General features: G+C 66.3%; 21 protein-coding genes. 12 read left to right on the top strand and 9 right to left on the bottom strand.

Translation table 11 applies throughout. The annotated features are described in order from the left end of the window. Positions 1-138 precede the first annotated feature (138 nt). The 8 genes from rpe (at position 139) to DIE12_RS24235 (ending at position 7,482) form a co-directional block, all read left to right on the top strand. Entirely contained in the window at positions 139-825 is a 687-nt protein-coding gene (gene rpe, locus DIE12_RS24270) for a ribulose-phosphate 3-epimerase (RefSeq protein ID WP_044845875.1), read from the top strand. Positions 826-829: 4 nt separating this feature from the next. Continuing rightward, complete coding sequence (locus DIE12_RS24265; protein ID WP_124487911.1) at positions 830-1,576, top strand: phosphoglycolate phosphatase; 747 nt, start codon at positions 830-832, stop codon at positions 1,574-1,576. Between the two features lie 358 nt (positions 1,577-1,934). After that, positions 1,935-3,428 (top strand): anthranilate synthase component I, encoded by a 1,494-nt coding sequence (trpE, locus tag DIE12_RS24260; protein WP_059449739.1) that lies wholly within the window; start codon positions 1,935-1,937, stop codon positions 3,426-3,428. Between the two features lie 13 nt (positions 3,429-3,441). Further along, positions 3,442-4,041 (top strand): aminodeoxychorismate/anthranilate synthase component II, encoded by a 600-nt coding sequence (locus DIE12_RS24255; RefSeq protein ID WP_124522171.1) that lies wholly within the window; start codon positions 3,442-3,444, stop codon positions 4,039-4,041. A gap of 13 nt (positions 4,042-4,054) precedes the next feature. Further along, complete coding sequence (gene trpD, locus DIE12_RS24250) at positions 4,055-5,086, top strand: anthranilate phosphoribosyltransferase (protein ID WP_039318793.1); 1,032 nt, start codon at positions 4,055-4,057, stop codon at positions 5,084-5,086. Between the two features lie 29 nt (positions 5,087-5,115). Continuing rightward, a complete protein-coding gene (trpC, locus tag DIE12_RS24245) occupies positions 5,116-5,901 on the top strand; it encodes an indole-3-glycerol phosphate synthase TrpC (RefSeq protein ID WP_044845878.1) in 786 nt (261 codons plus the stop codon). Further along, the gene (locus DIE12_RS24240) at positions 5,901-6,527 is read left to right on the top strand and encodes a CYTH domain-containing protein (RefSeq protein ID WP_044845879.1); all 627 of its coding nucleotides are present in this window, start codon (positions 5,901-5,903) and stop codon (positions 6,525-6,527) included. The genes trpC and DIE12_RS24240 overlap by 1 nt, the downstream gene beginning before the upstream one ends. Before the next feature lie 13 nt (positions 6,528-6,540). Beyond that, positions 6,541-7,482, top strand: coding sequence for a uracil-DNA glycosylase (locus DIE12_RS24235; RefSeq protein ID WP_124487908.1), 942 nt, complete (start codon positions 6,541-6,543; stop codon positions 7,480-7,482). 128 nt (positions 7,483-7,610) lie between these two features. On the opposite strand, the gene DIE12_RS24230 is transcribed toward DIE12_RS24235, so the two are convergent. The 4 genes from DIE12_RS24230 to DIE12_RS24215 form a co-directional block, all read right to left on the bottom strand. Further along, the gene (locus DIE12_RS24230; RefSeq protein WP_124487907.1) at positions 7,611-8,207 is read right to left on the bottom strand and encodes an FMN-dependent NADH-azoreductase; all 597 of its coding nucleotides are present in this window, start codon (positions 8,205-8,207) and stop codon (positions 7,611-7,613) included. A gap of 147 nt (positions 8,208-8,354) precedes the next feature. Continuing rightward, positions 8,355-10,154 carry a M61 family metallopeptidase gene (locus DIE12_RS24225; protein WP_124522173.1) on the bottom strand — a complete coding sequence of 600 codons (1,800 nt, stop codon included), beginning with the start codon at positions 10,152-10,154 and terminating at the stop codon, positions 8,355-8,357. Between the two features lie 126 nt (positions 10,155-10,280). After that, positions 10,281-11,009 carry a DsbC family protein gene (locus tag DIE12_RS24220; RefSeq protein ID WP_044845883.1) on the bottom strand — a complete coding sequence of 243 codons (729 nt, stop codon included), beginning with the start codon at positions 11,007-11,009 and terminating at the stop codon, positions 10,281-10,283. A gap of 90 nt (positions 11,010-11,099) precedes the next feature. Then, positions 11,100-12,278 (bottom strand): UbiH/UbiF family hydroxylase, encoded by a 1,179-nt coding sequence (locus tag DIE12_RS24215; protein ID WP_124487905.1) that lies wholly within the window; start codon positions 12,276-12,278, stop codon positions 11,100-11,102. 247 nt (positions 12,279-12,525) lie between these two features. On the opposite strand from DIE12_RS24215, the gene ychF reads away from it, so the two are divergent. Further along, entirely contained in the window at positions 12,526-13,620 is a 1,095-nt protein-coding gene (gene ychF, locus DIE12_RS24210; RefSeq protein ID WP_059532716.1) for a redox-regulated ATPase YchF, read from the top strand. A 76-nt stretch (positions 13,621-13,696) separates the two neighbouring features. On the opposite strand, the gene DIE12_RS24205 is transcribed toward ychF, so the two are convergent. From DIE12_RS24205 to DIE12_RS24180, 5 genes are all read right to left on the bottom strand, one after another. Next, positions 13,697-14,758: a radical SAM protein gene (locus DIE12_RS24205; protein ID WP_124522278.1), complete on the bottom strand. Its 1,062-nt coding sequence runs from the start codon at positions 14,756-14,758 to the stop codon at positions 13,697-13,699. A 39-nt stretch (positions 14,759-14,797) separates the two neighbouring features. Then, on the bottom strand, positions 14,798-15,667 hold the full coding sequence (locus DIE12_RS24200) for an alpha/beta fold hydrolase (protein ID WP_124522177.1): 870 nt from the start codon (positions 15,665-15,667) through the stop codon (positions 14,798-14,800). A gap of 374 nt (positions 15,668-16,041) precedes the next feature. After that, a complete protein-coding gene (gene gabP / locus DIE12_RS24195; RefSeq protein ID WP_124487902.1) occupies positions 16,042-17,433 on the bottom strand; it encodes a GABA permease in 1,392 nt (463 codons plus the stop codon). Positions 17,434-17,890: 457 nt separating this feature from the next. Continuing rightward, positions 17,891-18,235, bottom strand: a complete 345-nt coding sequence (locus DIE12_RS24185; RefSeq protein ID WP_124522181.1) for an MmcQ/YjbR family DNA-binding protein — start codon at positions 18,233-18,235, stop codon at positions 17,891-17,893. 103 nt (positions 18,236-18,338) lie between these two features. Continuing rightward, positions 18,339-19,658 carry an MFS transporter gene (locus DIE12_RS24180; RefSeq protein ID WP_124522183.1) on the bottom strand — a complete coding sequence of 440 codons (1,320 nt, stop codon included), beginning with the start codon at positions 19,656-19,658 and terminating at the stop codon, positions 18,339-18,341. A gap of 193 nt (positions 19,659-19,851) precedes the next feature. On the opposite strand from DIE12_RS24180, the gene gcvA reads away from it, so the two are divergent. The 3 genes from gcvA (at position 19,852) to ettA (ending at position 23,048) form a co-directional block, all read left to right on the top strand. After that, positions 19,852-20,769, top strand: coding sequence for a transcriptional regulator GcvA (gcvA, locus tag DIE12_RS24175; RefSeq protein WP_124522185.1), 918 nt, complete (start codon positions 19,852-19,854; stop codon positions 20,767-20,769). A gap of 113 nt (positions 20,770-20,882) precedes the next feature. After that, the gene (locus DIE12_RS24170; protein ID WP_124487898.1) at positions 20,883-21,191 is read left to right on the top strand and encodes a DUF3761 domain-containing protein; all 309 of its coding nucleotides are present in this window, start codon (positions 20,883-20,885) and stop codon (positions 21,189-21,191) included. A 189-nt stretch (positions 21,192-21,380) separates the two neighbouring features. Then, positions 21,381-23,048: an energy-dependent translational throttle protein EttA gene (ettA, locus tag DIE12_RS24165; protein ID WP_044845892.1), complete on the top strand. Its 1,668-nt coding sequence runs from the start codon at positions 21,381-21,383 to the stop codon at positions 23,046-23,048. The last annotated feature ends 111 nt before the right edge of the window (positions 23,049-23,159 follow it).

Here is a 23,159-nt window from a genome sequence, read left to right as displayed (position 1 = left end):
CGGCAGGGCCGCGGGCGCGCCGCACTGGTTCGGCATTCTATGCGGAATCGGGCCGCAACCGCACGGCCCGTCGCCGCGCACCGGGTCGCCGGACGGTAGAATGGCGGTTTTGCGCCGCAGCGTCCCCGCTCCCCTGTCATGACTCAATTCCGCATCGCTCCCAGCATCCTGTCGGCCGACTTTGCACGGCTCGGCGAAGAAGTCCGCAACGTGGTCGCCGCCGGCGCCGACTGGATTCACTTCGACGTGATGGACAACCATTATGTGCCGAACCTCACGATCGGCCCGCTCGTCTGCGAGGCGATCCGCCCGCACGTGCAGGTGCCGATCGACGTGCACCTGATGGTGCGCCCGGTCGACCGGATCGTGCCCGATTTCGCGAAAGCCGGCGCGAACCTGATCAGCTTCCACCCGGAAGGCTCGGACCACATCGACCGTACGCTGTCGCTGATCCGCGATCACGGCTGCAAGGCCGGCCTCGTGTTCAACCCGGCGACGCCGCTGAACTATCTCGATCACGTGATGGATCGCCTCGACTTCGTGCTGCTGATGTCGGTGAACCCGGGCTTCGGCGGCCAGTCGTTCATTCCGGAAACGCTGAACAAGCTGCGCGAAGCGCGCGCCCGCATCGACGCGTACACCGAGCGCACCGGCCGCGAGATCCTGCTCGAGGTCGACGGCGGCGTGAAGGCCGACAACATCGCGGAAATCGCGGCGGCCGGCGCGGACACCTTCGTCGCGGGTTCGGCGATCTTCGGCAAGCCCGATTACCGCACGGTGATCGACGAGATGCGTGCCGCGCTCGCCACCGTCGCGCGGAGCTGACGCCGTGGCCGATTCCTCGCTGGCCGGGGCCGCAGCCGACGGCACGGTCCGTTTCGCGACGCCGCGCATCGACGCGGCGCTGATCGACCTCGACGGCACGATGGTCGACACGGCCGACGATTTCACGGCCGGGCTGAACGGAATGCTCGCGCAGCTCGGCGCGCCGGCCACGTCGCGCGACGAGGTGATCGGCTACGTCGGCAAGGGCTCCGAGCATCTGATCCAGAGCGTGCTGAAGCCGCGCTTCACGCGCGACGAAGCGCACGCGCGCTTCGACGACGCGCTCGCGATCTACCAGACCGAGTACGCGAAGATCAACGGCCGCCACACGCGTCTCTATCCGGACGTCGCAACCGGCCTCGATGCGTTGCGCACGGCCGGCATCCGGCTCGCATGCGTGACGAACAAGCCGCACCGCTTCGCGGTCGAGCTGCTCGAGCAATACGGGCTGATCGATCGCTTCGGCATCGTGCTCGGCGGCGACAGCGTCGCGCGCAAGAAGCCCGATCCGCTGCCGATGCTGACGGCGTGCGAAGCGCTCGGCGTCGCGCCGGACGCGGCGGTCGCGATCGGCGACTCGGAAAACGACGCGCTGGCGGGCCGCGCGGCCGGGATGGCGACGCTGACGGTGCCATACGGCTACAACCACGGCAAAGCTATACAAACGATAAATTCGGATGGTATAGTCGATTCGTTGCTGGTCGCGGCCCGCGCGATCACCGCGCACAACGCCGGCCGGCCAACCCTCTGATTATTTCTTCCATCCGCATGTTTCTGAATAAAAAACGGAGTCTGAGCAGCATCGACCGGGGAGCCTGGCCCTGGCGTCGCTGGTCGCGCTAACCTCTTCGATGAGGTACGCTGAGGCACGTCTTCAGCGCCGTTTTTTATCTCGCTGCGCAGCCGCGCGCCGATCGTCGCACCACCTCGAGTTCTACCGCGTCCGAACGCTTGCGTTCAGGACCGGCCGCAGGCTCGCGACGTTCACGCCCGGCGTGCCGGCCGGCAACAGGCACTTCTCGATCGACCGCCCTTTCGCCGACGGCAGCCCGCGTAGCGTCAAGTGATCCCTGGCGCACTCCGCCGCTCGTCCCGAACAGGACCGGAACATGACCGAACTCGAATTCCAATCGCTTGCGAACGAAGGCTACAACCGCATCCCGCTGATCGCGGAAGCGCTCGCCGACCTCGAAACGCCGCTGTCCCTCTACCTGAAGCTGGCCCAGCCTGAACGCGCGGGCGCCAACTCGTTCCTGCTCGAGTCGGTGGTCGGCGGCGAACGCTTCGGCCGCTATTCGTTCATCGGCCTGCCCGCCCGCACGCTGGTGCGCACCCGCAACGGCGTGTCCGAAGTGGTGCGCGACGGCCAGGTCGTCGAGACGCACGACGGCGACCCGTTCGAATTCATCGAGTCGTTCCAGGCGCGCTTCAAGGTGGCGCAGCGCCCGGGCCTGCCGCGCTTCTGCGGCGGCCTCGCCGGCTATTTCGGTTACGACGCGGTGCGCTACATCGAGAAGAAACTCGCGAACACCGCGCCGCGCGACGATCTCGGCCTGCCCGACATCCAGCTGCTGCTCACCGAAGAAGTCGCGGTGATCGACAACCTCGCCGGCAAGCTCTATCTGATCATCTATGCGGACCCGGCCCAGCCGGAAGCCTATACGAAGGCCAAGCAGCGCCTGCGCGAGCTGAAGCAGCGCCTGCGCACGACCGTGCAGCCGCCCGTCACGTCGGCGAGTGTGCGCACCGAGACGTTCCGCGAGTTCAAGAAGGAAGACTATCTGGCCGCCGTGCGCCAGGCGAAGGAATACATCGCGGCCGGCGAACTGATGCAGATCCAGGTCGGCCAGCGTCTGACGAAGCCGTATCGCGACAATCCGCTGTCGCTGTATCGCGCGCTGCGTTCGCTGAATCCGTCGCCGTACATGTACTACTACAACTTCGGCGATTTCCACGTGGTCGGCGCATCGCCGGAAATCCTGGTGCGCCAGGAAAAGCGCGGCGAAGACCAGATCGTCACGATCCGTCCGCTCGCCGGCACGCGTCCGCGCGGCAATACGCCCGAGCGCGATGCGGAACTCGCGACCGAACTGCTGAACGATCCGAAGGAAATCGCCGAGCACGTGATGCTGATCGACCTCGCGCGCAACGACGTCGGCCGCATCGCGGAAATCGGCTCGGTGCAGGTGACCGACAAGATGGTGATCGAGAAGTACTCGCACGTGCAGCACATCGTCAGCTCGGTCGAAGGCAAGCTGAAGCCCGGCATGACGAACTACGACGTGCTGCGCGCGACGTTCCCGGCCGGCACGCTGTCCGGCGCGCCGAAGGTGCGCGCGATGGAACTGATCGACGAGCTCGAGCCGATCAAGCGCGGGCTGTACGGCGGCGCCGTCGGCTACCTGTCGTTCTCGGGCGAGATGGATCTCGCGATCGCGATCCGCACGGGCCTGATCCACAACGGCAACCTGTATGTGCAAGCGGCAGCCGGCGTCGTCGCGGACTCGGTGCCCGAATCCGAATGGCAAGAGACCGAGAACAAGGCGCGCGCGGTGCTGCGTGCGGCCGAACAGGTCCAGGACGGCCTCGATAGCGACTTCTGACCGGAGACTGACCATGCTGCTCATGATCGACAACTACGACTCGTTCACCTACAACCTGGTCCAGTACTTCGGCGAACTGGGCGAGGACGTGCACACCTATCGCAACGACGAAATCACGCTCGACGACATCGCGCGCCTGAACCCCGACGCCATCTGCCTGTCGCCCGGCCCGAGCAACCCGCAGCACGCGGGCATCACGCTCGACGTGCTGCGCGAATTCGCGGGCAAGAAGCCGATCCTCGGCGTCTGCCTCGGCCATCAGGCGATCGGCGAAGCGTTCGGCGGCCGCGTCGTGCGCGCGAAGACCATCATGCACGGCAAGGTGAGCCGGATCGAAACCGACTGCCGCGGCGTGTTCGCCGACCTGCCGAAGCATTTCGACGTCACGCGCTACCATTCGCTCGCGATCGAACGCGAATCGCTGCCCGACTGCCTCGAGGTGTCCGCGTGGACCGACGACGGCGAGATCATGGGCGTGCGTCACAAGACGCTGCCGGTCGAAGGCGTGCAGTTCCACCCGGAATCGATCCTCTCCGAGCACGGCCACGCGCTGCTCGAGAATTTCCTGAAGCAGAACCGCGCAACGGCCCGCGCGGCCGCGCCGGCAGCCTGACGGGAGACGCACGATGACGATTACCCCGCAGGAAGCGCTGCAACGCACGATCGAGCACCGCGAGATCTTCCACGACGAAATGCTGCACCTGATGCGGCTCATCATGCGCGGCGACATGTCGCCCGTGATGGCGGCCGCGATCATCACCGGGCTGCGCGTGAAGAAGGAGACGATCGGCGAGATCGCCGCCGCCGCGACCGTGATGCGCGAATTCGCGAACCACGTCGAAGTGCAGGACAACTCGAACTTCGTCGACATCGTCGGCACGGGCGGCGACGGTGCACACACGTTCAACATCTCGACCGCGTCGATGTTCATCACGGCGGCGGCCGGCGCGAAGGTCGCGAAGCACGGCAACCGCGGCGTGTCGAGCAAGTCCGGCAGCGCCGACGTGCTCGAGGCGCTCGGCGTGAACATCGACCTGCAGCCCGACCAGGTTGCCGCATCGATCGCCGAAACCGGCATGGGCTTCATGTTCGCGCCGAACCATCATCCGGCGATGAAGAACATCGCGGCCGTGCGCCGCGAGCTCGGCGTGCGGACGATCTTCAACATTCTCGGCCCGCTGACCAATCCGGCCGGCGCGCCGAACCAGCTGATGGGCGTGTTCCACCCCGACCTCGTCGGCATCCAGGTGCGCGTGATGCAGCGCCTCGGCGCGCAGCACGTGCTGGTCGTGTACGGCAAGGACGGGATGGATGAAGTATCGCTGGGCGCCGCGACGCTCGTCGGCGAATTGCGCGACGGCAAGGTGCACGAATACGAGATCCATCCGGAGGACTTCGGCCTGCAGATGGTATCGAACCGCACGCTGAAGGTGGAAAATGCCGAGGAATCGCGCACGATGCTGCTCGGCGCGCTGGACAACCAGCCGGGTGTCGCACGCGAGATCGTCACGCTGAACGCGGGCACCGCGCTCTATGCAGCCAATATCGCCGAATCGATCGCCGACGGCATCCAGCTCGCCCGCGAAGCGATCGCGAGCGGCAAGGCACGCGCGAAGGTCGACGAACTCGTGCGCTTCACGCAGCAGTTCAAGCGCTGACTCCCTTTACGAATCAAGCAGGAACCCACATGAGCGACATTCTCGACCGAATCATCGCCGTCAAGCGCGAAGAAGTCGCGGCGGCCATGCGCAGCACGCCGCTCGAGGCACTGAAACTGGACGCATCGGCGCGCGACCTGCGCGACTTCGTCGGCGCACTGCGCGCGAAGCAGGCAGCGGGCCAGGCGGCGGTAATCGCCGAAGTGAAGAAGGCGAGCCCGTCGAAGGGCGTGCTGCGCGAGCATTTCGTGCCGGCCGACATCGCGCGCTCGTATGCGGCCCACGGCGCGGCGTGCCTGTCGGTGCTGACCGACGAGCAATTCTTCCAGGGCAGCGTCCGCTATCTCGAGGAAGCGCGTGCGGCGTGCACGCTGCCGGTGCTGCGCAAGGACTTCATCGTCGACGCGTACCAGATCCTCGAGGCGCGCGCGATGGGCGCCGACGCGATCCTGCTGATCGCGGCCGCGCTCGACACGCCGCTGATGCAGGACCTCGAGGCATACGCGCACTCGCTCGGCCTCGCGGTGCTGGTCGAAGTTCACGACCGCGACGAGATGGAACAGGCGCTGACGCTGAAGACGCCGCTGCTCGGCATCAACAACCGCAACCTGCGCACGTTCGAGACGACGATCCAGACCACGCTCGACATGCTCGACATGATTCCGCCGGATCGCATGGTCGTGACCGAGTCGGGCATCCTGTCGCGCACCGACGTCGACACGATGCGCGCGGCGAACGTGAACGCGTTCCTCGTCGGCGAAGCGTTCATGCGCGCCGACCAGCCGGGCGAGGAACTGGCGCGGATGTTCTTCTGATGGCGATCGAAAAGGAAATCAAGCTCGCACTGCCGGCCGGCCAGGCCGATGCGGCGCGGCGCTTTTTCGAGACGCTGACCGGCGAAACCGGTAACGTGATCGCGCTGGCGAACGTCTACTACGACACGCCCGACCTCGCGCTGGCTCGTTCGAAGAGCGCGGTGCGCGTGCGCCGCACGCCGCACGGCTGGCTGCAGACCTTCAAGACCGTCGGCAGCGCCGAAGCCGGCCTGCATCGCCGCCATGAATGGGAATTGCCGGTCGCCGGCGATGCGCTCGAAATCGACGCGCTGGTCACCGCGTGCGACGTGCCGGAGGCTGCCGGCGCGCTGCGCGATGCGGCGCCCGCGCTGCACGCGCTGTTCCGGACGGATTTTTCGCGTACGCTGTGGCGCATCGCAATCGGCGGCGCAACCGTCGAGGCCGCGGTGGACGTCGGCGAGATCGTCGTCCAGGCGGAACACGATACGCGCCGCGAACCGATCAGCGAAATCGAACTCGAACTGATCGACGGCCCGGAAGCGGCGCTCGCGACACTCGCCGCCGAACTGCAGCAGGCGCTGCCGGGCCTCGCCCCCGAAAACATCAGCAAGGCGCAACGCGGCTACCGGCTGCGCGCGCAATAAACCCGCATCACGCATGGCAACCCGCAAGACTTTCCGCACGCCGCAGCAGGCGTCGCTGTTCGATGATCCCGTGCCGGAAACGGCGCAGGACGATGTTCCCGCCCCGGCGCCTGCGCCGGCCGCAGCCGGGCGCAAGCCCGCAAAGAAGGCCGCGGCCGCCGCGCCGGTTTCCGCCGCGCCGCAGCCCGCTGCCGCCGACGCTCCCGGCACTCCCGCCGCCCCTGTTGTCGCGGATGTCCCGCACCTCGCCGCGCAATTCGACGCGCTGCCGGCCGTCTGGCGCGACGTGCTGAAACCCTTCACCGACAGCGACGCGTATGCGCCGCTGTGCCGCTTCGTCGACGACGAACGCGCGGCCGGCAAGACGGTCTACCCGACCGACGTGTTCCGCGCGCTGCGCCTGACGAGCCCGGACGACGTGAAGATCGTGATCCTCGGCCAGGACCCGTACCACGGCGACGACCGCGGCACGCCGCAGGCGCACGGCCTCGCGTTCTCGGTGCCGCCGGCCGTGCGCACGCCGCCGTCGCTGCGCAACATCTTCAAGGAGATCGCCGCGAATTTCGGCCACGACACGCCGCGTCACGGCTGCCTCGATACCTGGGCGCGCCAGGGCGTGCTGCTGCTCAACACCGTGCTGACGGTCGAGCGCGGTGCGGCCGCGAGCCACGCGAAGCGCGGCTGGGAGCAATGCACGGACACGCTGATCCGCGAACTCGCCAACCGCCATCGCGGCCTCGTGTTCATGCTGTGGGGCGCGCATGCGCAGGCCAAGCGCGCGCTGTTCGATGCGAGCGCGCACTGCGTGCTCGAGGCGCCGCATCCGTCGCCGCTGTCCGCTCACCGCGGTTTCCTCGGTTGCCGCCACTTCGCGCTCGCGAACGACTATCTGGTCGACGCTGGGCGCGAGCCGATCGACTGGCGCCTGCCGGAGGTGGCCGAAACGCTTGCGTAACCGCGTTGCGCGGTTAGCGCTTCACGTTTCGCCTTCGTCCGCATCAAGCAAAAACGCCGCGCCCCTTTCGGGACGCGGCGTTTTTTTCATCCGTCGGACGCAGCGGGTGCGGCGCACCCGCGTCGGCCTCAGACGGCAGCGATCGCTTCGCGTGCGCTGGCGAGCGCGGCGCTCTGCGCATCCGGCCCGAGGTTCAGGCCTTCAGCGTGGATGAAGTTCACGTCGGTCAGGCCGATGAAGCCGAGGAACGAGCGCAGGTACGGCGTCTGGCTGTCGTTCGGCGTACCCAGGTACTTGCCGCCGCGCGCCGTCACCACGTGAACCTTCTTGCCCTTGATCAGGCCTTCCGGACCGTTCTCGGTGTAGCGGAACGTGACGCCTGCGCGGGCGATCCAGTCGAAATACGTCTTCAGTTGCGACGACACGCCGAAGTTGTACATCGGTGCGCCGATCACGACGATGTCGGCGGCTTGCAGTTCGGCGATCAGCGCATCGCTCTTCGCGACGATCGCATTCTGTTCCGCGCTGCGCTGGTCGGCCGGCGTGAAGAATGCGCCGAGCACCGATTCGTCGAGGTGCGGCAGCGCGTCGGCCAGCAGGTCGCGAACCACGACCTTCGAACCGGGGTTCGATTGTTGCAGCTTTGCCGTCAGTTCGTTGGCCAGCAGCGTGGATTGCGCACCTTGCGAGCGCGCCGCGGAATTGATTTGCAGAATGGTCGTCATGTCAGGCTCCGGTTTGGTTGCGCTTCGGTAGCGCGAGTGACGCCATTGTGCGTGGCCGCATGGCCGCGAAAAAGCGGGTTCAGGGCGACGGATTGTTGCAGCAACAGAACAATCCATGATCGCGCCCCGAAACCCGCCCGTGCATGCTCAGCCCTTCAGCCAGGCTTCGCGGGCCTTCTGCGCGGCAGCCGGTTTCGCGGCGGCCGCGAGCCGGTAGCGCGCGATTTCCGGCCCGTCCAGTTTCAGTTTCGCGGTCCGCAGCTCGTCGCGGCGGAATACGTGCACCTCGACCTTGTCGCCCGGCCGGTAACGCGCGAGCAGCATGTCGAGGTTCGTGCCGGTGACGCGCAGCCCGTCGAGCGCGATCAGCGTGTCGCCCGCCGACAGCCCCGCGCGATGCGCGCCGCCGCCTTCGTAGACCGCCGCCAGCGTGCAGTCCACGCCGCCGCGCAGCCGCGCGCCGATGGTCGGCTTCGCGGTCGCACCCGCTGCAACCTCCGGCGTGAGCGTCACGCCGAACGGCGCCAGCAGGTCGGCGAGCGGCAGGTCGCGCGTGCCGTGCACGGCGTCCGCGAACAGCCGGCCGAGCGCGACGCCCGTCGCTTCCTCGATCAGCGTCTCGACCTCGTTTTCTTCGACACCCGCCTGCTTGCCTCGATAGAACTCGCGGCCGTAGCGTTGCCACAGCAGACGCATCACGTCGTCGAGCGACTTGCGGTTGCGCGTCTGCGCGCGGATCGCGAGATCGAACGCAAGCGCGACGAGCGAACCCTTCGTGTAATAGCTGACGATCGCGTTGGTCGCGTTCTCGTCCTGACGGTAGTACTTGATCCACGCGTCGAACGAGCTGTCCGCGACGCTCTGCTTCAGGCGCCCCGTACCGCGCAGCACGCCGCCGACGGTACGGCCGAGCGCCGCGAAATATTCGTCCTGCGACATCAGCCCGCTGCGCACCAGCATCAGGTCGTCGTAATACGACGTGAAGCCTTCGAACAGCCACAGCAGCGACGTGTAGTTTTCGCGCGCGAGGTCGTACGGCACGAACGCCGCCGGCTTGATGCGCTTCACGTTCCACGTATGGAAATACTCGTGGCTGCAAAGGCCGAGGTACGTGCGATAGCCTTCCGTCGTTTCCGGCCGGCCCTTCACCGGCAGGTCGGTGCGGTTGCAGATCAGCGCGGTCGACGCACGGTGCTCGAGGCCGCCGTAGCCGTCGCTGACCGCGAGCGTCATGAACACGTAGCGGTCCATCGGCGCCTGTTTCGATTTCGGTTCGAACAGCGCGATCTGCGCTTCGCACACGCGCTTCAGGTCGGTGCGCAGCCGCTCCATGTCGAGCTGCGTCACACGCCCGGCGATCACGATGTCGTGCGGCACACCGTGCGCGTCGAACGTCGCCAGCGCGAATTCGCCGATCGTCACCGGATGGTCGGCGAGCTCGTCGTAGTTCGCTGCGCGATACGCGCCGAACCCGTAGCGCCTGGTCCCGCGTGCCTCGGGCAACGACGTGCCGACCCGCCACGTGCGAAACGCCGGGCCCGCCGGTTTCGCGATGTCGACCTCGCATGGCGCATCCTCGCGGCCGGCGGCGCTCAGGAACACGGCCGTGGCGTTGAAGAAGCCGCCCGAGTCGTCGAGATACGCGGAGCGGACCGACAGGTCCCATGCGTACACGTCATAGCGCAACGTCAGCGCGCCGTTCACCGGCGCGGCCTGCCACGTGTTCTTGTCGGTTTTCGCGATCCGTACCTTGCGGCCCGCGTCGTTGAACGCGGCGAGCGTCACGATGTTGCGCGCGAACTCGCGCACGAGGTAGCTGCCCGGAATCCATACCGGCAGCGAGAAGCGCTGGCCTTCGGGATCGGGATCGGTGACCGTCACCGTCACTTCGAACAGGTGCGCGGCAAGATCTTTCGGGGCAATCGAATAGCGGATCGGCTGGGTCATCGTGGCAATCGGTCGAAAATCGGACGGGGAATCAGACGGAATACGGCGGCGGAAACGAAGAGAGGCGCCGGCAGAGATCGCGGGCGCCCCTCGCTGGCCGGGCCGTGCGGCCCGGCGTGTCGCCGGTTACTTGCTCGACGCGAGCGCCTGGTTCAGCTGGTCGGCCGACACCGCGCCCGGCAGGCGGCGGCCGTCGGGCAGGAAGATCGTCGGCGTGCCGGTGACGTTCATCCCGCGGCCCAGCGCGAGGTTCTTGTCGAGCGCGGTCGTATCGCAGGCGCCGGCGCCGGTCGGCACGCGATGGTCGAGCATCCAGCCCTCCCAGGATTTCGCGCGGTCGGTCGCGCACCAGATCGCCTTCGACTTCGTGGTCGAATCGGGCGACAGCACCGGGTACAGGAACGTGTAGACGGTCACGTTGTCGACCGACTGCAGCGTCGTCTCGAGGCGCTTGCAGTACGGACAGTTCGGATCGGAGAACACCGCGATCTTGCGGGCGCCGTTACCTTTGACGACCTTGATCGCGTTGGCGAGCGGCAGGCTCGCGAAGTCGATCTTGTTGAGGTCGGACAGGCGCGCGTCGGTCAGGTTCTTGTGCGTCTTGGTGTCGACGAGATCGCCGAGCAGCACGTAGTCGCCGGCTGCATCGCTATAGATGATCTGCGTGCCGAGGTTCACTTCGTACAGGCCCGCGACGGGCGACTTCGACACGCTCTTGATCGGCGCGTCGTTGCCGAGACGCGCTTGCAGCGTGGCTTTCAGCTTGTCGGTGGTCTGGTCGGCCTGCGCGGTACAGCCGAGCGTCGCCATCGTGACGGCCAGCGCCAGCGATGCGATGCGGATCGTTTTTTTCATCCTGTCGTTCCTTCAGCTCAATCGGAGTGCACGTCACAGTGTACGCCGTAACGGAGCCCAGTCCGACAGGCCGAGGGCGCGAAGGTTCGCTCAGCCAAGCGCGGCCGACACGAGCCAGCGCTTCACGAGCGGTTGCGCGCCGACGAACGCCATGCCCGCGTTGCGGACCGCCTTCGCGAACGAGCCCGGAACCGCGAACAGCCGCTGCAGCCCGTCGGTCGCGACCATCAGTGCGCGGATGTCCTCGCGGCGCGAGCGCTCGTAGCGGCGCAGCAGCACCGTATCGCCGAGGTTGCGGAAGCTCTCCTTGTTCGCGATCGCATCGGCGAGTGCCGCGACGTCGCGCAGCCCGAGGTTCATCCCCTGCCCCGCGAGCGGATGGATCAGGTGCGCGGCATCGCCGACGAGCGCGACGCGCGGGGCGATCAGCTTGTCGACGGTCTGCAGCGCGAGCGGGAAGCCGGCCGCCGGCGTCACGCATTCCAGCGTGCCGACCTGGCCGTGCGACACGCGCTCGACTTCCGCCGCGAGCTGCGCGGGATCGAGCGCGAGCAGTTCGTCCGCATGCGCGGTGTGCGCGGACCATACGAGCGACACGTGACCGTCCGGCAGCGGCAGCAACGCAATGATCTCGCCTTCGTGAAACCACTGACAGGCCGTCTCGCGGTGCGGCAGCGACGCCTTGAAGTTCGCGACGACGCCCGTCTGCCGGTAATCGCGCCGCTCGACCCTGGCCCCCATTTGAGAACGCACCCACGAATGCGCGCCGTCCGCGCCGACCACGAGGTCCGCTTCGAGCACCTTGCCCGACGACAGCGTCAGCACGGCCGCGTCGTCGCGCACGTCGAAGCCCTGTGCACGCGCGTCGAACCACGTGAGGTTCGGCTGGAACCGCAGCGCCGCGTCCAGCGACGTCTCGATCAGCGACGATTCGGCGATCCAGGCCAGTTGCGGCACGGAGGCCTGGTACGCGGAGAAATGCAGCTCCGCGTGCGCGTCGCCGTACACGCGCATGTCGTACACCGGCGCGAGCCGGCCATGGTCCAGCGCCTGCCAGACCCGCAGCCGCTCCAGCAATGCCTGCGAGCTGGACGACAGCGCGTAGATGCGGGTGTCGAACGCGAGATCGGCGGGGCGCGGCGTGGCCGGCTGGGCGAGCAAGGCGGTCTTGTAGCCGGACTGGGTCAGTGCGAGCGCGGCCGTCTTGCCGACGAGCCCGCCGCCGACCACGGCGACGTCGAAGGTGTGGTGGGCAGTCATGGCGGGCATTATAGCCGTGGGGCCAATCCCTTACGCGGCCGGACTTTGCGGGAAATCAGCAGAATCGCAGGCGGGTCCGGCAGCGCGGCGGCCCGTCGCATCGGGCGTTCGGGTGAAGGCCGGAAACCGGGGCGTCGGCACGGTACAATAGCGCCTTTGAACGTCGGCCCGCCGCGCCCCGCGCGCCGGCCGTCCCTATTTTCCCGCGCCGCCGTGCCTTGTCCGGCCGCGCCGCTCCACCCGTCCGAAGGATTCCATGAGTCTCAAATGCGGCATCGTCGGCTTGCCCAACGTCGGCAAGTCCACCCTGTTCAATGCGCTGACCAAGGCCGGCATCGCCGCCGAGAACTACCCGTTCTGCACGATCGAGCCGAACGTCGGCATCGTCGAAGTGCCTGACACGCGCCTGAAGGCGCTCGCCGAGATCATCAACCCCGAGCGCATCGTGCCGGCCGTCGTCGAATTCGTCGACATCGCGGGCCTCGTCGCGGGCGCGAGCAAGGGTGAAGGCCTCGGCAACCAGTTCCTCGCGAACATCCGCGAAACCGATGCGATCACGCACGTCGTGCGCTGCTTCGAGGACGACAACGTCATCCACGTCGCCGGCAAGGTCAGCCCGATCGACGACATCGAAGTGATCAACACCGAACTCGCGCTCGCCGACCTCGGCACCGTCGAGAAGGCGCTCACGCGCTACTCGAAGGCCGCGAAGTCCGGCAACGACAAGGAAGCGGTGAAGCTCGCCGCGGTGCTCGAGAAGGTGCGCGCGCACCTCGACCAGGGCAAGGCCGTGCGCGGCCTCGATCTGTCGGACGACGAGCAGGCGCTGCTCAAGCCGTTCTGCCTGATCACCGCGAAGCCGGCGATGTACGTCGCGAACGTGAAGGACGACGGCTTCGAGAACAACCCGCACCTCGAAGCGGTGCGCAAGTACGCGGAAAGCGAGAACTCGCCGGTGGTCGCGGTGTGCGCGGCGATCGAGGCGGAAATCGCCGATCTCGACGATGCGGACAAGGAAGCGTTCCTCGCCGACATGGGCATGGAAGAGCCGGGCCTCGACCGCGTGATCCGCGCGGGCTTCAAGCTGCTCGGCCTGCAGACCTACTTCACCGCGGGCGTGAAGGAAGTGCGCGCGTGGACGATCCACATCGGCGACACGGCGCCGCAAGCGGCCGGCGTGATTCATACGGACTTCGAGCGCGGCTTCATTCGCGCGCAGACGATCGCATTCGACGACTTCGTCGCGTACAAGGGCGAACAAGGTGCGAAGGAAGCCGGGAAGATGCGTGCGGAAGGGAAGGAATACGTCGTGCACGACGGGGATGTGATGAACTTTCTGTTCAACGTCTGAACCTCGCTCCGATACCCATGCACAAAGCCCGCATTTTGCGGGCTTTTTGATTTTCGATTCCGGCAACTGCATCGCATTACTGCACCGTGCAATCCGACGTGCGCCCAACGCGGTTGCGCGGATGGTAACTTGACCAGACGAACTGACTGAAATAGCTCTCCGCGACCTCCGTCCATGTCCTAAGTCCATCGGCTTCCTGCAGCACATGCTTGGCGTTAACGAGCAACCACGACATCACGGCCTGGCTGTCGCGACACTTCGCGCATTCTCCTGAAGTACAGCAGCGCGCCAGCGTATGCAGGTCTGCGCGATACGCGTTGAATTTCGGCAACGCGGGCCACCCCGAGGCAAACCGTTCCGCATTCTGCGGATGACCTTCGCTGACACTCGGGCAACTGGCATAGCCGAATGTTCCCCAGGCGGTTTCCCCACGCATGAGTGCTGCCAGGTAGTACGGATGGCTCGCCACGGTTTCAGGGTATTTGGCCTTCAATTCGAGCAATACGTTCAGGAGTTGCTCCTCACCACGTCGGCGAAGCGGCCCGGCAACATCGTATGGACTGTAGTAATTGAACAGCAGTCGATTTCCGTTATCCCGGATCCTGCGCACCGTTTCTTCGATATAAGCCATTCCATCGATCGACACGGCAAAGACGAAACCTGCCCGTTCGTCGTCGCGATAATTAGCCAACGCCTTGTCGAACAAGCCAGTGAAACGCTTTCCGTTCGGGCCGATCGCGCGTAGTTCGTCATCGAGCGGGCCGCCACCGAACACCGAGACCGCAATGGTGACATCTTCGAAACCCTCGTAAGGAATTCGTCGAAGCCCGTTTGTCGAAACGGACACCTTCGGCATGTATTTCCTGAACACGCTTATCCGGTCCAGATAAAGCGCGGGCTCGCCGCCTATCAGCAATGGCGCGTTGATCCCGCGCGCCGCCTCATCCTTCACGCGTGCCTCGAGATGCAACGTATCGTTCAACTCATCCGACGCGACGTCGAATTCGTTTTCGAAGAACCAGCACCCCTTGCAGCGCAAATTGCATCGATTGGTGAGATGGTAAAGCGACGCGCGCGTCTCCCTCGCTTCGTTTCTGACTGCTTTGAAGCGCATCTTCATGTCGATTGAATCGTCCATCGTGGTCTCCTGATTTGAGGACGCAAGCGGGCCTGAGCGTCAACTCAGCAATCCTCTGGTGAGTTCCGGCCACAGCGACGCATGCTGGCGGCGGAACATGCCGACGTGACCGATTGCGCGGCCATCGCATTTTTCCGGGCTGATGAAATGGACGTGACATCTGGCTCGCGGCAACCATCGCAGCCAGTCTTCGATATTGGCCGGCGTCGCGAGCGGATCGTCAGTCGCTGCGACTACGGTGACGGGAGCGGAGAATTCGTTGTAGTAATGACGCGCAATGCCGACCCCGAACTCGTTCGCTACGTATCCGGGGCGGCGACACCATCGGGCCCACTGAAGCCCGACGCGTGCAGGCAGATCGTCGCCCCAGCCGAGCACCCGGGCAGGCACATAGCCGAGCAGACGTGCGGTAACCGGGACGTAGACATTTGCCAGCGACAATGCGGCAATTCGATTCGGCCACCGGATGTTGCCGACGTATCCGGATGAAGCGGATATCGCACACAGCGAGCGTACCGACGCGTGATTCGGCATCAGTCCGACCAGTTGTGCGCCGGCACTATGACCGATCAGATGCGCTTCGCTCGCGCCGGTTTCTCGAAGAAGCCAGTCAAGCGCTGCGGGCATGTCAAGCTGCCCCCAGTCTTGTTTGCGGGCACGCGACTGGCGAACGTGACGCACGTCGAGCGACGCCCCCATCCCCCGATAATCGAATACGAATACCGAATATCCCGTTGCGCGCAGCCAATCCGCGAATGGAAAATAAAAGGACTGGCGAAGGCCCGTTGCAGGGCAAATGAGTACCGGTAAACAAGTGGCACCGGCCGCAGGAAAATACGTGCCCCCCAAGGGAAAACCGTCGCGTGCATGAAATGCAGCGCGTACATGGGGTATCGGCCGCCCGCTCATCGCTCTGGGCTCGATAGGGTGAACACGGGAAGATGCGCCCCGTATTCGGTAACGAACCTACGGCCTGGTTTCTGAATCCAGCCGTATAACAAAGGATTCCAAATCGATTCGCCCATCGATTCACCCCGGTTATCGAAGTGATCAATGTATTAAGTCACTGCCGCCAATGAAATCAGACAAGTTCGATTTTTGACCACAAATGTCGATACCGCCGCTGTCGCCGAAAAATCCATGTCGACACGGGAAACGGCATCCGCTTGTTCTGAAAGACAAATGGCCGGACCGGCTTTTGCCGATCAGGCCATTTGTTACGACGGGAACCTCTCCGCCAACCGACAGCGAACGCTCAGGCCCGCTGCCGCATCGTCACTTCATCACATCGCCGACACCCGCCGCCCCGCCCCCGCTCGCGCATCGCGACCGCGCTTGTTCAGCCAAGACGCAAACAGCACGAGCAGCGCGAGCACGGCCGTCGCACCGACTTCCATCCGGTGTTCCTCGCTGACGAACATCACGGTCAGCGTGCCGCAGATGAACAGGATCACCGCCCACGTGAGCCACGGGAACAGCCACATCCGCAGCGTCAGGTCGGCGCCGCCCGATTCGAGCGTCTTGCGCATCCGCAGCTGCGAGATCGCGATCACGAGATACACGAGCAGCGCGATCGCACCCGACGTCGCCAACAGGAAGCCGAACACCTGCTCCGGCATCAGGTAGTTCGCGATCACGGTCAGGAAACCGAATGCGGTCGATGCCAGCACGGCCGCACGCGGCGTACCGGTCGAATCGGTGCTGTGCAGGAACGCAGGTGCGTCCTTGCGCTTGGACAGCGAGAACAGCATCCGCGATGCGGTGTACAGCGCGGAATTCAGGCAGCTCGCGACCGACACGAGCACGATCACGTCGATGATTGCCTTCGCGTTCGGAATGCCGATCAGCTCCATCGCACGCTGATACGAGCCGTGCTTCGGCAGCAGCGGATCGTTCCACGGCACGATCGCCGCGACGACGAGGATCGAGCCGAGATAGAACAGCGTGATACGCCAGATGACGGAATTGGTCGCACGCACGATCTGGCGTTGCGGGTTGTCCGACTCGGCGGCCGCGATCGTCACGATCTCGGTACCGAGGAACGAGAACATCGTCGTCAGCATCGCCGCGAGCACCGCGCCGGCGCCGTTCGGCATGAAGCCCTGGTGCGCGAAGAGGTTCGACACGCCCGATACGGCCGGCGCGGGCACGATGCCGACGATTGCCGCACCGCCGATGCACAGGAACACGACGATCGCGACAACCTTGATCAGCGCGAACCAGAATTCGAATTCGCCGTAGTTCTTGACCGAGAAGAGGTTGGTGATCGTCAGCAGCAGCGTGATGCCGAGCGCGAAGATCCAGGTCGCGACGCCGGGGAACCACGCATTGAGGATGGTAGCCGCAGCGGTTGCCTCGATCGGGATCACGAGCACCCAGAACCACCAGTACAGCCAGCCGATGGAGAAGCCCGCCCAGTGACCGATCGCGCGATCGGCATAGGTCGAGAACGAACCGCTGTCCGGATGCGCGACGGCCATCTCGCCGAGCATGCGCATCACCAGCACGACCAGGACGCCCGCGATCGCATACGCGAGGATCGAAGCCGGGCCGGCTTCCGCGATTGCGTGGCCGGAGCCGACGAACAAGCCCGCGCCGATGACGCCGGCAATCGACATCATCGTCACGTGCCGCTGCTTCAGACCCGTGCCGAGGCCTGTCTTGCTTCCACTCATGTGTCTCTCTCCAAAAAACGGTTCTGGTATGACCGGGTGTCGCGTGAAGGCGGCGGGGAGTTGTCGTTGTTGAACCCGGCAGCCCGCCGCGCATGCGCGCATACGGGCAGGAAGCCGGGTCGAGCCTGTTCCGGTCGGTGCGCGACGCAGTCTGCGAAGCCGCGGGTGCGATGCGGCGCACGAGGTGCCGGCGCATCGCGTGCGCCCTTTCCGTCGGCTGTCGGTCAGCCGCCTTCGAAGCGAAGGAGTGTAAGCATCAAACGGTTCTTCACTAAGAACCAATTGAAGAATTTCGATGGATCCACTTGTTGCATCGATGCGAACCGATGCAACGCATGATCCGGTTCGGCGTCCGCCTGCGGGCAACCGGATCGGGCAAGTGATGACGGCGCGTGCCCGCTCGGCATCATGGTGAACACGTTCCGTCGAAGCGGATCGCGTGCGGCGCCGGCGCGGCTCAGTTGGCGTCGTCCGGCCCTGCGTCGCGCCATTTGGCCGGCACGATCGCGCGCCATTCGCGCAGAAGCAGGTTTCTCACGGCGTCGGGATGCGCGGCCGACAGGCGCACCAGCACGATCGGCCAGCCCGCATAGTGGTCGGTCAGGTAATACACGTCGGGTTCCGCTTCGATCAGCCACGCGCGCTCGTCGGGGCCGACGCCCTTCACGACGAGCGTATCGCCGTCCTCGCGCAGGCGAGCGAGCATCTTGCCCTTCACCTTGAGTGCGGGCGTGCCGTACGACGCCCCCTCCTCGACGCCGCGCCATGCGAGCGCGATCTGCCGCACTTCGTCGAATGTCACGATGCGCCTCCAGCCGTCGATGATCGAGATCCGGCCACCGTAGCGGAAATCGTAGATCGCGCCTAGCTGGAAGGCGCCGTGCCTCGCAGCGGGCGACGCGCGTCTAGCGGCCGGCCGCGCGCACGGCCATCTGCGCGCGGCCGGTGGTGGCGACGATCGCGAACGCGATCGCATTGGCGGCCGCGCTGGCCAGGATCGGCACGAGATAACCGCCACCCGCGTCGTAGATGAAACCGGCCGCAGCCGGCCCGATCAGCGTGCCGAACGCGATGCTCGTGTACAGCACGCCGATGATCGCGCTCACGTTGCGGCCGCCGAAGTAGTCCATCACGACGGCGGGCAGGACGGCGACCCAGCCGCCGTAGAACACGCCGAACACGAGTGCGAACGTGGCCAGCGTCGCGACGCTGCCGGCGCCGGCCCACGCGACGAGCGCGACGGCCATGCCCGCGAACATCGCGAGCAGCGATGCGCGGCGGCCGAAGCGGTCGGCGAGGCCACCGAGAAAGAAGCGCCCAGCCGTGCTGCCGACGCCGATCGCGCCGAGCAGCAGCACGGCCGTCGACGATGCGACGCCATGATCGAGCGCATACGGCACGAGGTGCACGAACGGCACGAAGACGCCGAACGAGCACACGAGGCACGCCGCGTAGAGGCTCGCGAACGGTCGCGACGTGACGGCCTCGCGCAGCGTCGCGCCGGTGGGCGCCGCTGCGGCAGCCCGCGCGCGATCAGCAGCGTTCACGGAGTCCGGGGCCCCTGCCGTGTGCCCGCCCGCTTCCGGCAAGCCTCCGCCGGCGGCCGGATGCACGGCCTCCCCGTCCGGCAACAGCCCGCGCCCGCGCGGGTCGTTCTCGATCAGCAGCGACATCCCGGCGCCGATCGCGACGGCGAGCGCCGCAAGCGTGAAATAGGCGCCGCGCCAGCCGACGTGCGCGATCAGCGCGGCGGCGAGCGGCGGCATCACGAGCGTGCCGACGCCGATCCCCGCGACCGCGAGCCCCGACGCGAAGCCGCGCCGCCGCACGAACCAGCGCTGCACGGCGCCGACGGCCGGCACATACGCGCAGCCGACGCCGAGGCCGACACCGAGCCCGTACGCGACATAGACCTGCAGCAGCGTATGCGCGGCGCCGGCCGCCGCGAGACCCGCCGCCGTCAGCAACATGCCGGTGACGGCGAGCCGCCGTGAGCCGAAACGATCGGCAAGCGGGCCGCTGACGATGCCGAAGCCGAAATACAGGAAGCCGGCCAGCGAGAACACGAGCGAGATCTGCCCGCGCGATGCGGCGAAATCCCGCTGCAGCGCTTCGACGAACGCGCTGAACGTGTACGCACTGCCGAAGCCGACGAACGTGACGGCGAACGCGGCCGCCACCACATACCAGCCGTAGAAGACGCGCGACGCGCGCGGGCCGCTCATGACGATGGTCCTCTCAGGTTCCGCCGGACGCCGCGCGGCGTCCGGATTGCCTCATGGATATAGTTGAACTATGTTGATCGCATCGACCGCCGCGAAGCAGCCGTGACGAATCCGATCCGATGCGACAACGGTACTCGCGCGCATGCCTTGCCTCAAACGATATTTCGTCGGCCTTTCGCTTTAGAAAAACTCAATGAACCGTTCCCGTCTGCCACCGCTCAACGCGTTGCGCGCGTTCGAGGCAGCGGCCCGCCACCTGTCGGTGAAATCGGCAGCGGAAGAGCTGTCGGTCACGCCCGGCGCGGTGAGCCAGCTGATCCGCACGCTCGAGACCCATCTCGGCGTGCAACTGTTCGAGCGCGTGAACCGCGGCATCCTGCTGACCGCCGCGGGCCGCGACTATCTGCCGCCCGTGCGCAACGCGTTCCGGCAAATCGCCGACGCGTCGCAGCGCGTGTCGGGCGCCGCCGACAGCGGCGTGCTGACGGTGAGCGTCACGCCGTTTTTCGCATCCGCATGGCTCGTGCCGCGCCTCGCGCAGTTCCGCGACGCATGCCCGGACGTCGACCTGCAGATCGTCGCGAGCCATGCGCTCGCCGATTTCTCGCGCGACGGCGTCGACGTCGCGATCCGCCACGGTCTCGGCCGCTACATCGGGCTGTGCAGCGAACGGCTGCTGACCGTGGAGATCGTCGCGCTTGCGGCGCCGGAACTCGTCGCGCGGCTGGGCATGCCGGCCACGCCCGCCGACCTGGCCGGATGGCCGCATCTGCACGACGCCGAACGCAAGGGCTGGCACATCTGGTTCGACGCGCAGCGAATCGCCGATTTCGGCCCGCCGCGCGGCCCCGCGTTCGACGATTCCAGTCTGTTGCTGCAGGCGATCCTCGCCGGCCAGGGCGCCGGCCTGCTGCCGGCGGCGATGGTGCGCGGCGAGCTCGCGAGCGGCCGGCTCGTGCAGCTTGCCGACGTCGCGTGGCTCGACGACTTCGCGTACTACCTCGTCTATCCGCCGCATCATGCGGAGCGCGCGAAAGTCGCCGCGTTCCGTCGGTGGATTCTCGAGGCAGCCCAGGCCGACGGCGCGGCATCGATGACGGGCACGGCGTAGCGTCGCTGCAGCGCGGGGCGGCGGCAACGATCTCGAGCCGATCGGCTAACATGCGGCCCGGGCCGTCGGCCCGCCAGCCACCGGCAACGGACAACGACATCCGCAGAGAGACCATGCCCGCCCTGCTCCGCCGCGCGACACGCATCGCAACCCTGTCGGCCGCGCTGTTCGTCGCGTGCGCCGCCCTGCCGCCCGCGGCGCACGCCTATCGCGCGTCGCCCGGCTACGGCAGCGAAGCCGACCTCGACCGGCACGACACGTACCGCAATCGCGACGGCGACACCGTCCATGCACCGGCGCATTCGAAATCGGGCCGCGTGCCCGAGGGCGCGAGCGCGCGCTGCCGCGACGGCACGTACAGCTTCAGCCGCCATCGGCGCGGCACCTGCTCCGGGCACGGCGGCGTCGCCGGATGGCTGTGAACGCGGGTCGGCCGAATGGCCAGCGCGGTGCCAGCGGCAGCCGGCGCCGAAGTACAATACGCGCTCGCGCCGCCAACCCGCGGCGACACCGCCGCGCCCCGCGCGGCACGCTCCGTACCGAATCACCCGACGCCACGCACGCCGATGCGCTGCGCGGCAGTCTCAACCCTTTCTGAGTTTCACACCCAAATGGCCCAATACGTTTTCACGATGAACCGGGTCGGCAAGATCGTGCCGCCCAAGCGCCAGATCCTGAAGGACATCTCGCTGTCGTTCTTTCCCGGCGCGAAGATCGGCGTGCTCGGCCTGAACGGCTCGGGCAAGTCGACGCTGATCCGCATCATGGCGGGCGTCGACAAGGACATCGAAGGCGAAGCGACGCCGATGCCGAACCTGAACATCGGCTACCTGCCGCAGGAACCGCAGCTCGATCCGACGAAGACGGTGCGCGAAGCCGTCGAGGAAGGCCTCGGCGACCTGTTCCAGGCGAACAAGAAGCTCGAGGAAATCTACGCGGCCTATGCGGAACCGGACGCCGACTTCGACGCGCTCGCGGCCGAGCAGGCGAAATACGAAGCGATCCTCGCGTCGAGCGACGGCGGCAGCCCCGAGCAGCAGCTCGAAGTGGCCGCCGACGCGCTGCGCCTGCCGGCGTGGGACGCGAAGATCGAGCACCTGTCGGGCGGTGAAAAACGCCGCGTCGCGCTGTGCAAGCTGCTGCTCGAGAAGCCGGACATGCTGCTGCTCGACGAACCGACCAACCACCTCGACGCGGAATCGGTCGACTGGCTCGAGCAGTTCCTGGTGCGCTTCCCGGGCACCGTCGTCGCCGTCACGCACGATCGCTATTTCCTCGACAACGCGGCCGAGTGGATTCTCGAACTCGACCGCGGCCACGGCATTCCGTGGAAGGGCAACTACAGCAGCTGGCTCGACCAGAAGGAAGAGCGCCTGAAGCAGGAAGAAGCGTCGGAATCGGCGCGCCAGAAGGCGATCAAGAAGGAACTGGAGTGGGTGCGCCAGAACCCGAAGGGCCGCCAGGCGAAGTCGAAGGCGCGTATCGCGCGCTTCGAGGAGCTGAACAGCCAGGAATACCAGAAGCGCAACGAAACGCAGGAAATCTTCATTCCGGTCGGCGACCGCCTCGGCAATGAAGTGATCGAGTTCAAGAACGTCAGCAAGTCGTTCGGCGACCGCCTGCTGATCGACAACCTGAACTTCAAGATTCCGGCCGGCGCGATCGTCGGCATCATCGGCCCGAACGGCGCCGGCAAGTCGACGCTGTTCAAGATGCTGACCGGCAAGGAACAGCCGGATTCGGGCGAAGTCGTGATGGGCCCGACCGTGAAGCTCGCGTACGTCGACCAGAGCCGCGATGCGCTCGACGGCTCGAAGACGGTGTTCGAGGAAATCTCGGGCGGCGCCGACGTGCTGACGGTCGGCAAGTACGAAACGCCGTCGCGGGCGTACATCGGCCGCTTCAACTTCAAGGGCGGCGACCAGCAGAAGATCGTCGGCAACCTGTCGGGCGGCGAACGCGGCCGCCTGCACCTCGCGAAGACGCTGATCTCCGGCGGCAACGTGCTGCTGCTCGACGAACCGTCGAACGACCTCGACGTCGAAACGCTGCGCGCGCTGGAAGACGCGCTGCTCGAATTCGCCGGCTCGGTGATGGTGATCTCGCACGATCGCTGGTTCCTCGACCGGATCGCGACGCACATCCTCGCGTTCGAAGGCGATTCGCAGGTCACGTTCTTCGACGGCAACTACCAGGAATACGAAGCCGACAAGCGTGCGCGCCTCGGCGAGGAAGCCGCGAAGCCGAAGCGCCTGCGCTACAAGCCGATCAGCCGCTAAGTGGCGCGGCCCGTGCATCCGGCGACGCGGCGACACGACGCCGGGTGCCGAATGCGGCCGCTTCCAGATCGGCAGAACGAAAAAGCGGGCTCATGGCCCGCTTTTTTCATC

The organism is Burkholderia sp. Bp9015, assembly GCF_003853505.1.
Lineage (GTDB): Bacteria > Pseudomonadota > Gammaproteobacteria > Burkholderiales > Burkholderiaceae > Burkholderia.
The sequence above is the reverse complement of the archived record's forward strand: the minus strand, read 5'-3'. Positions and strand labels throughout refer to the sequence as shown.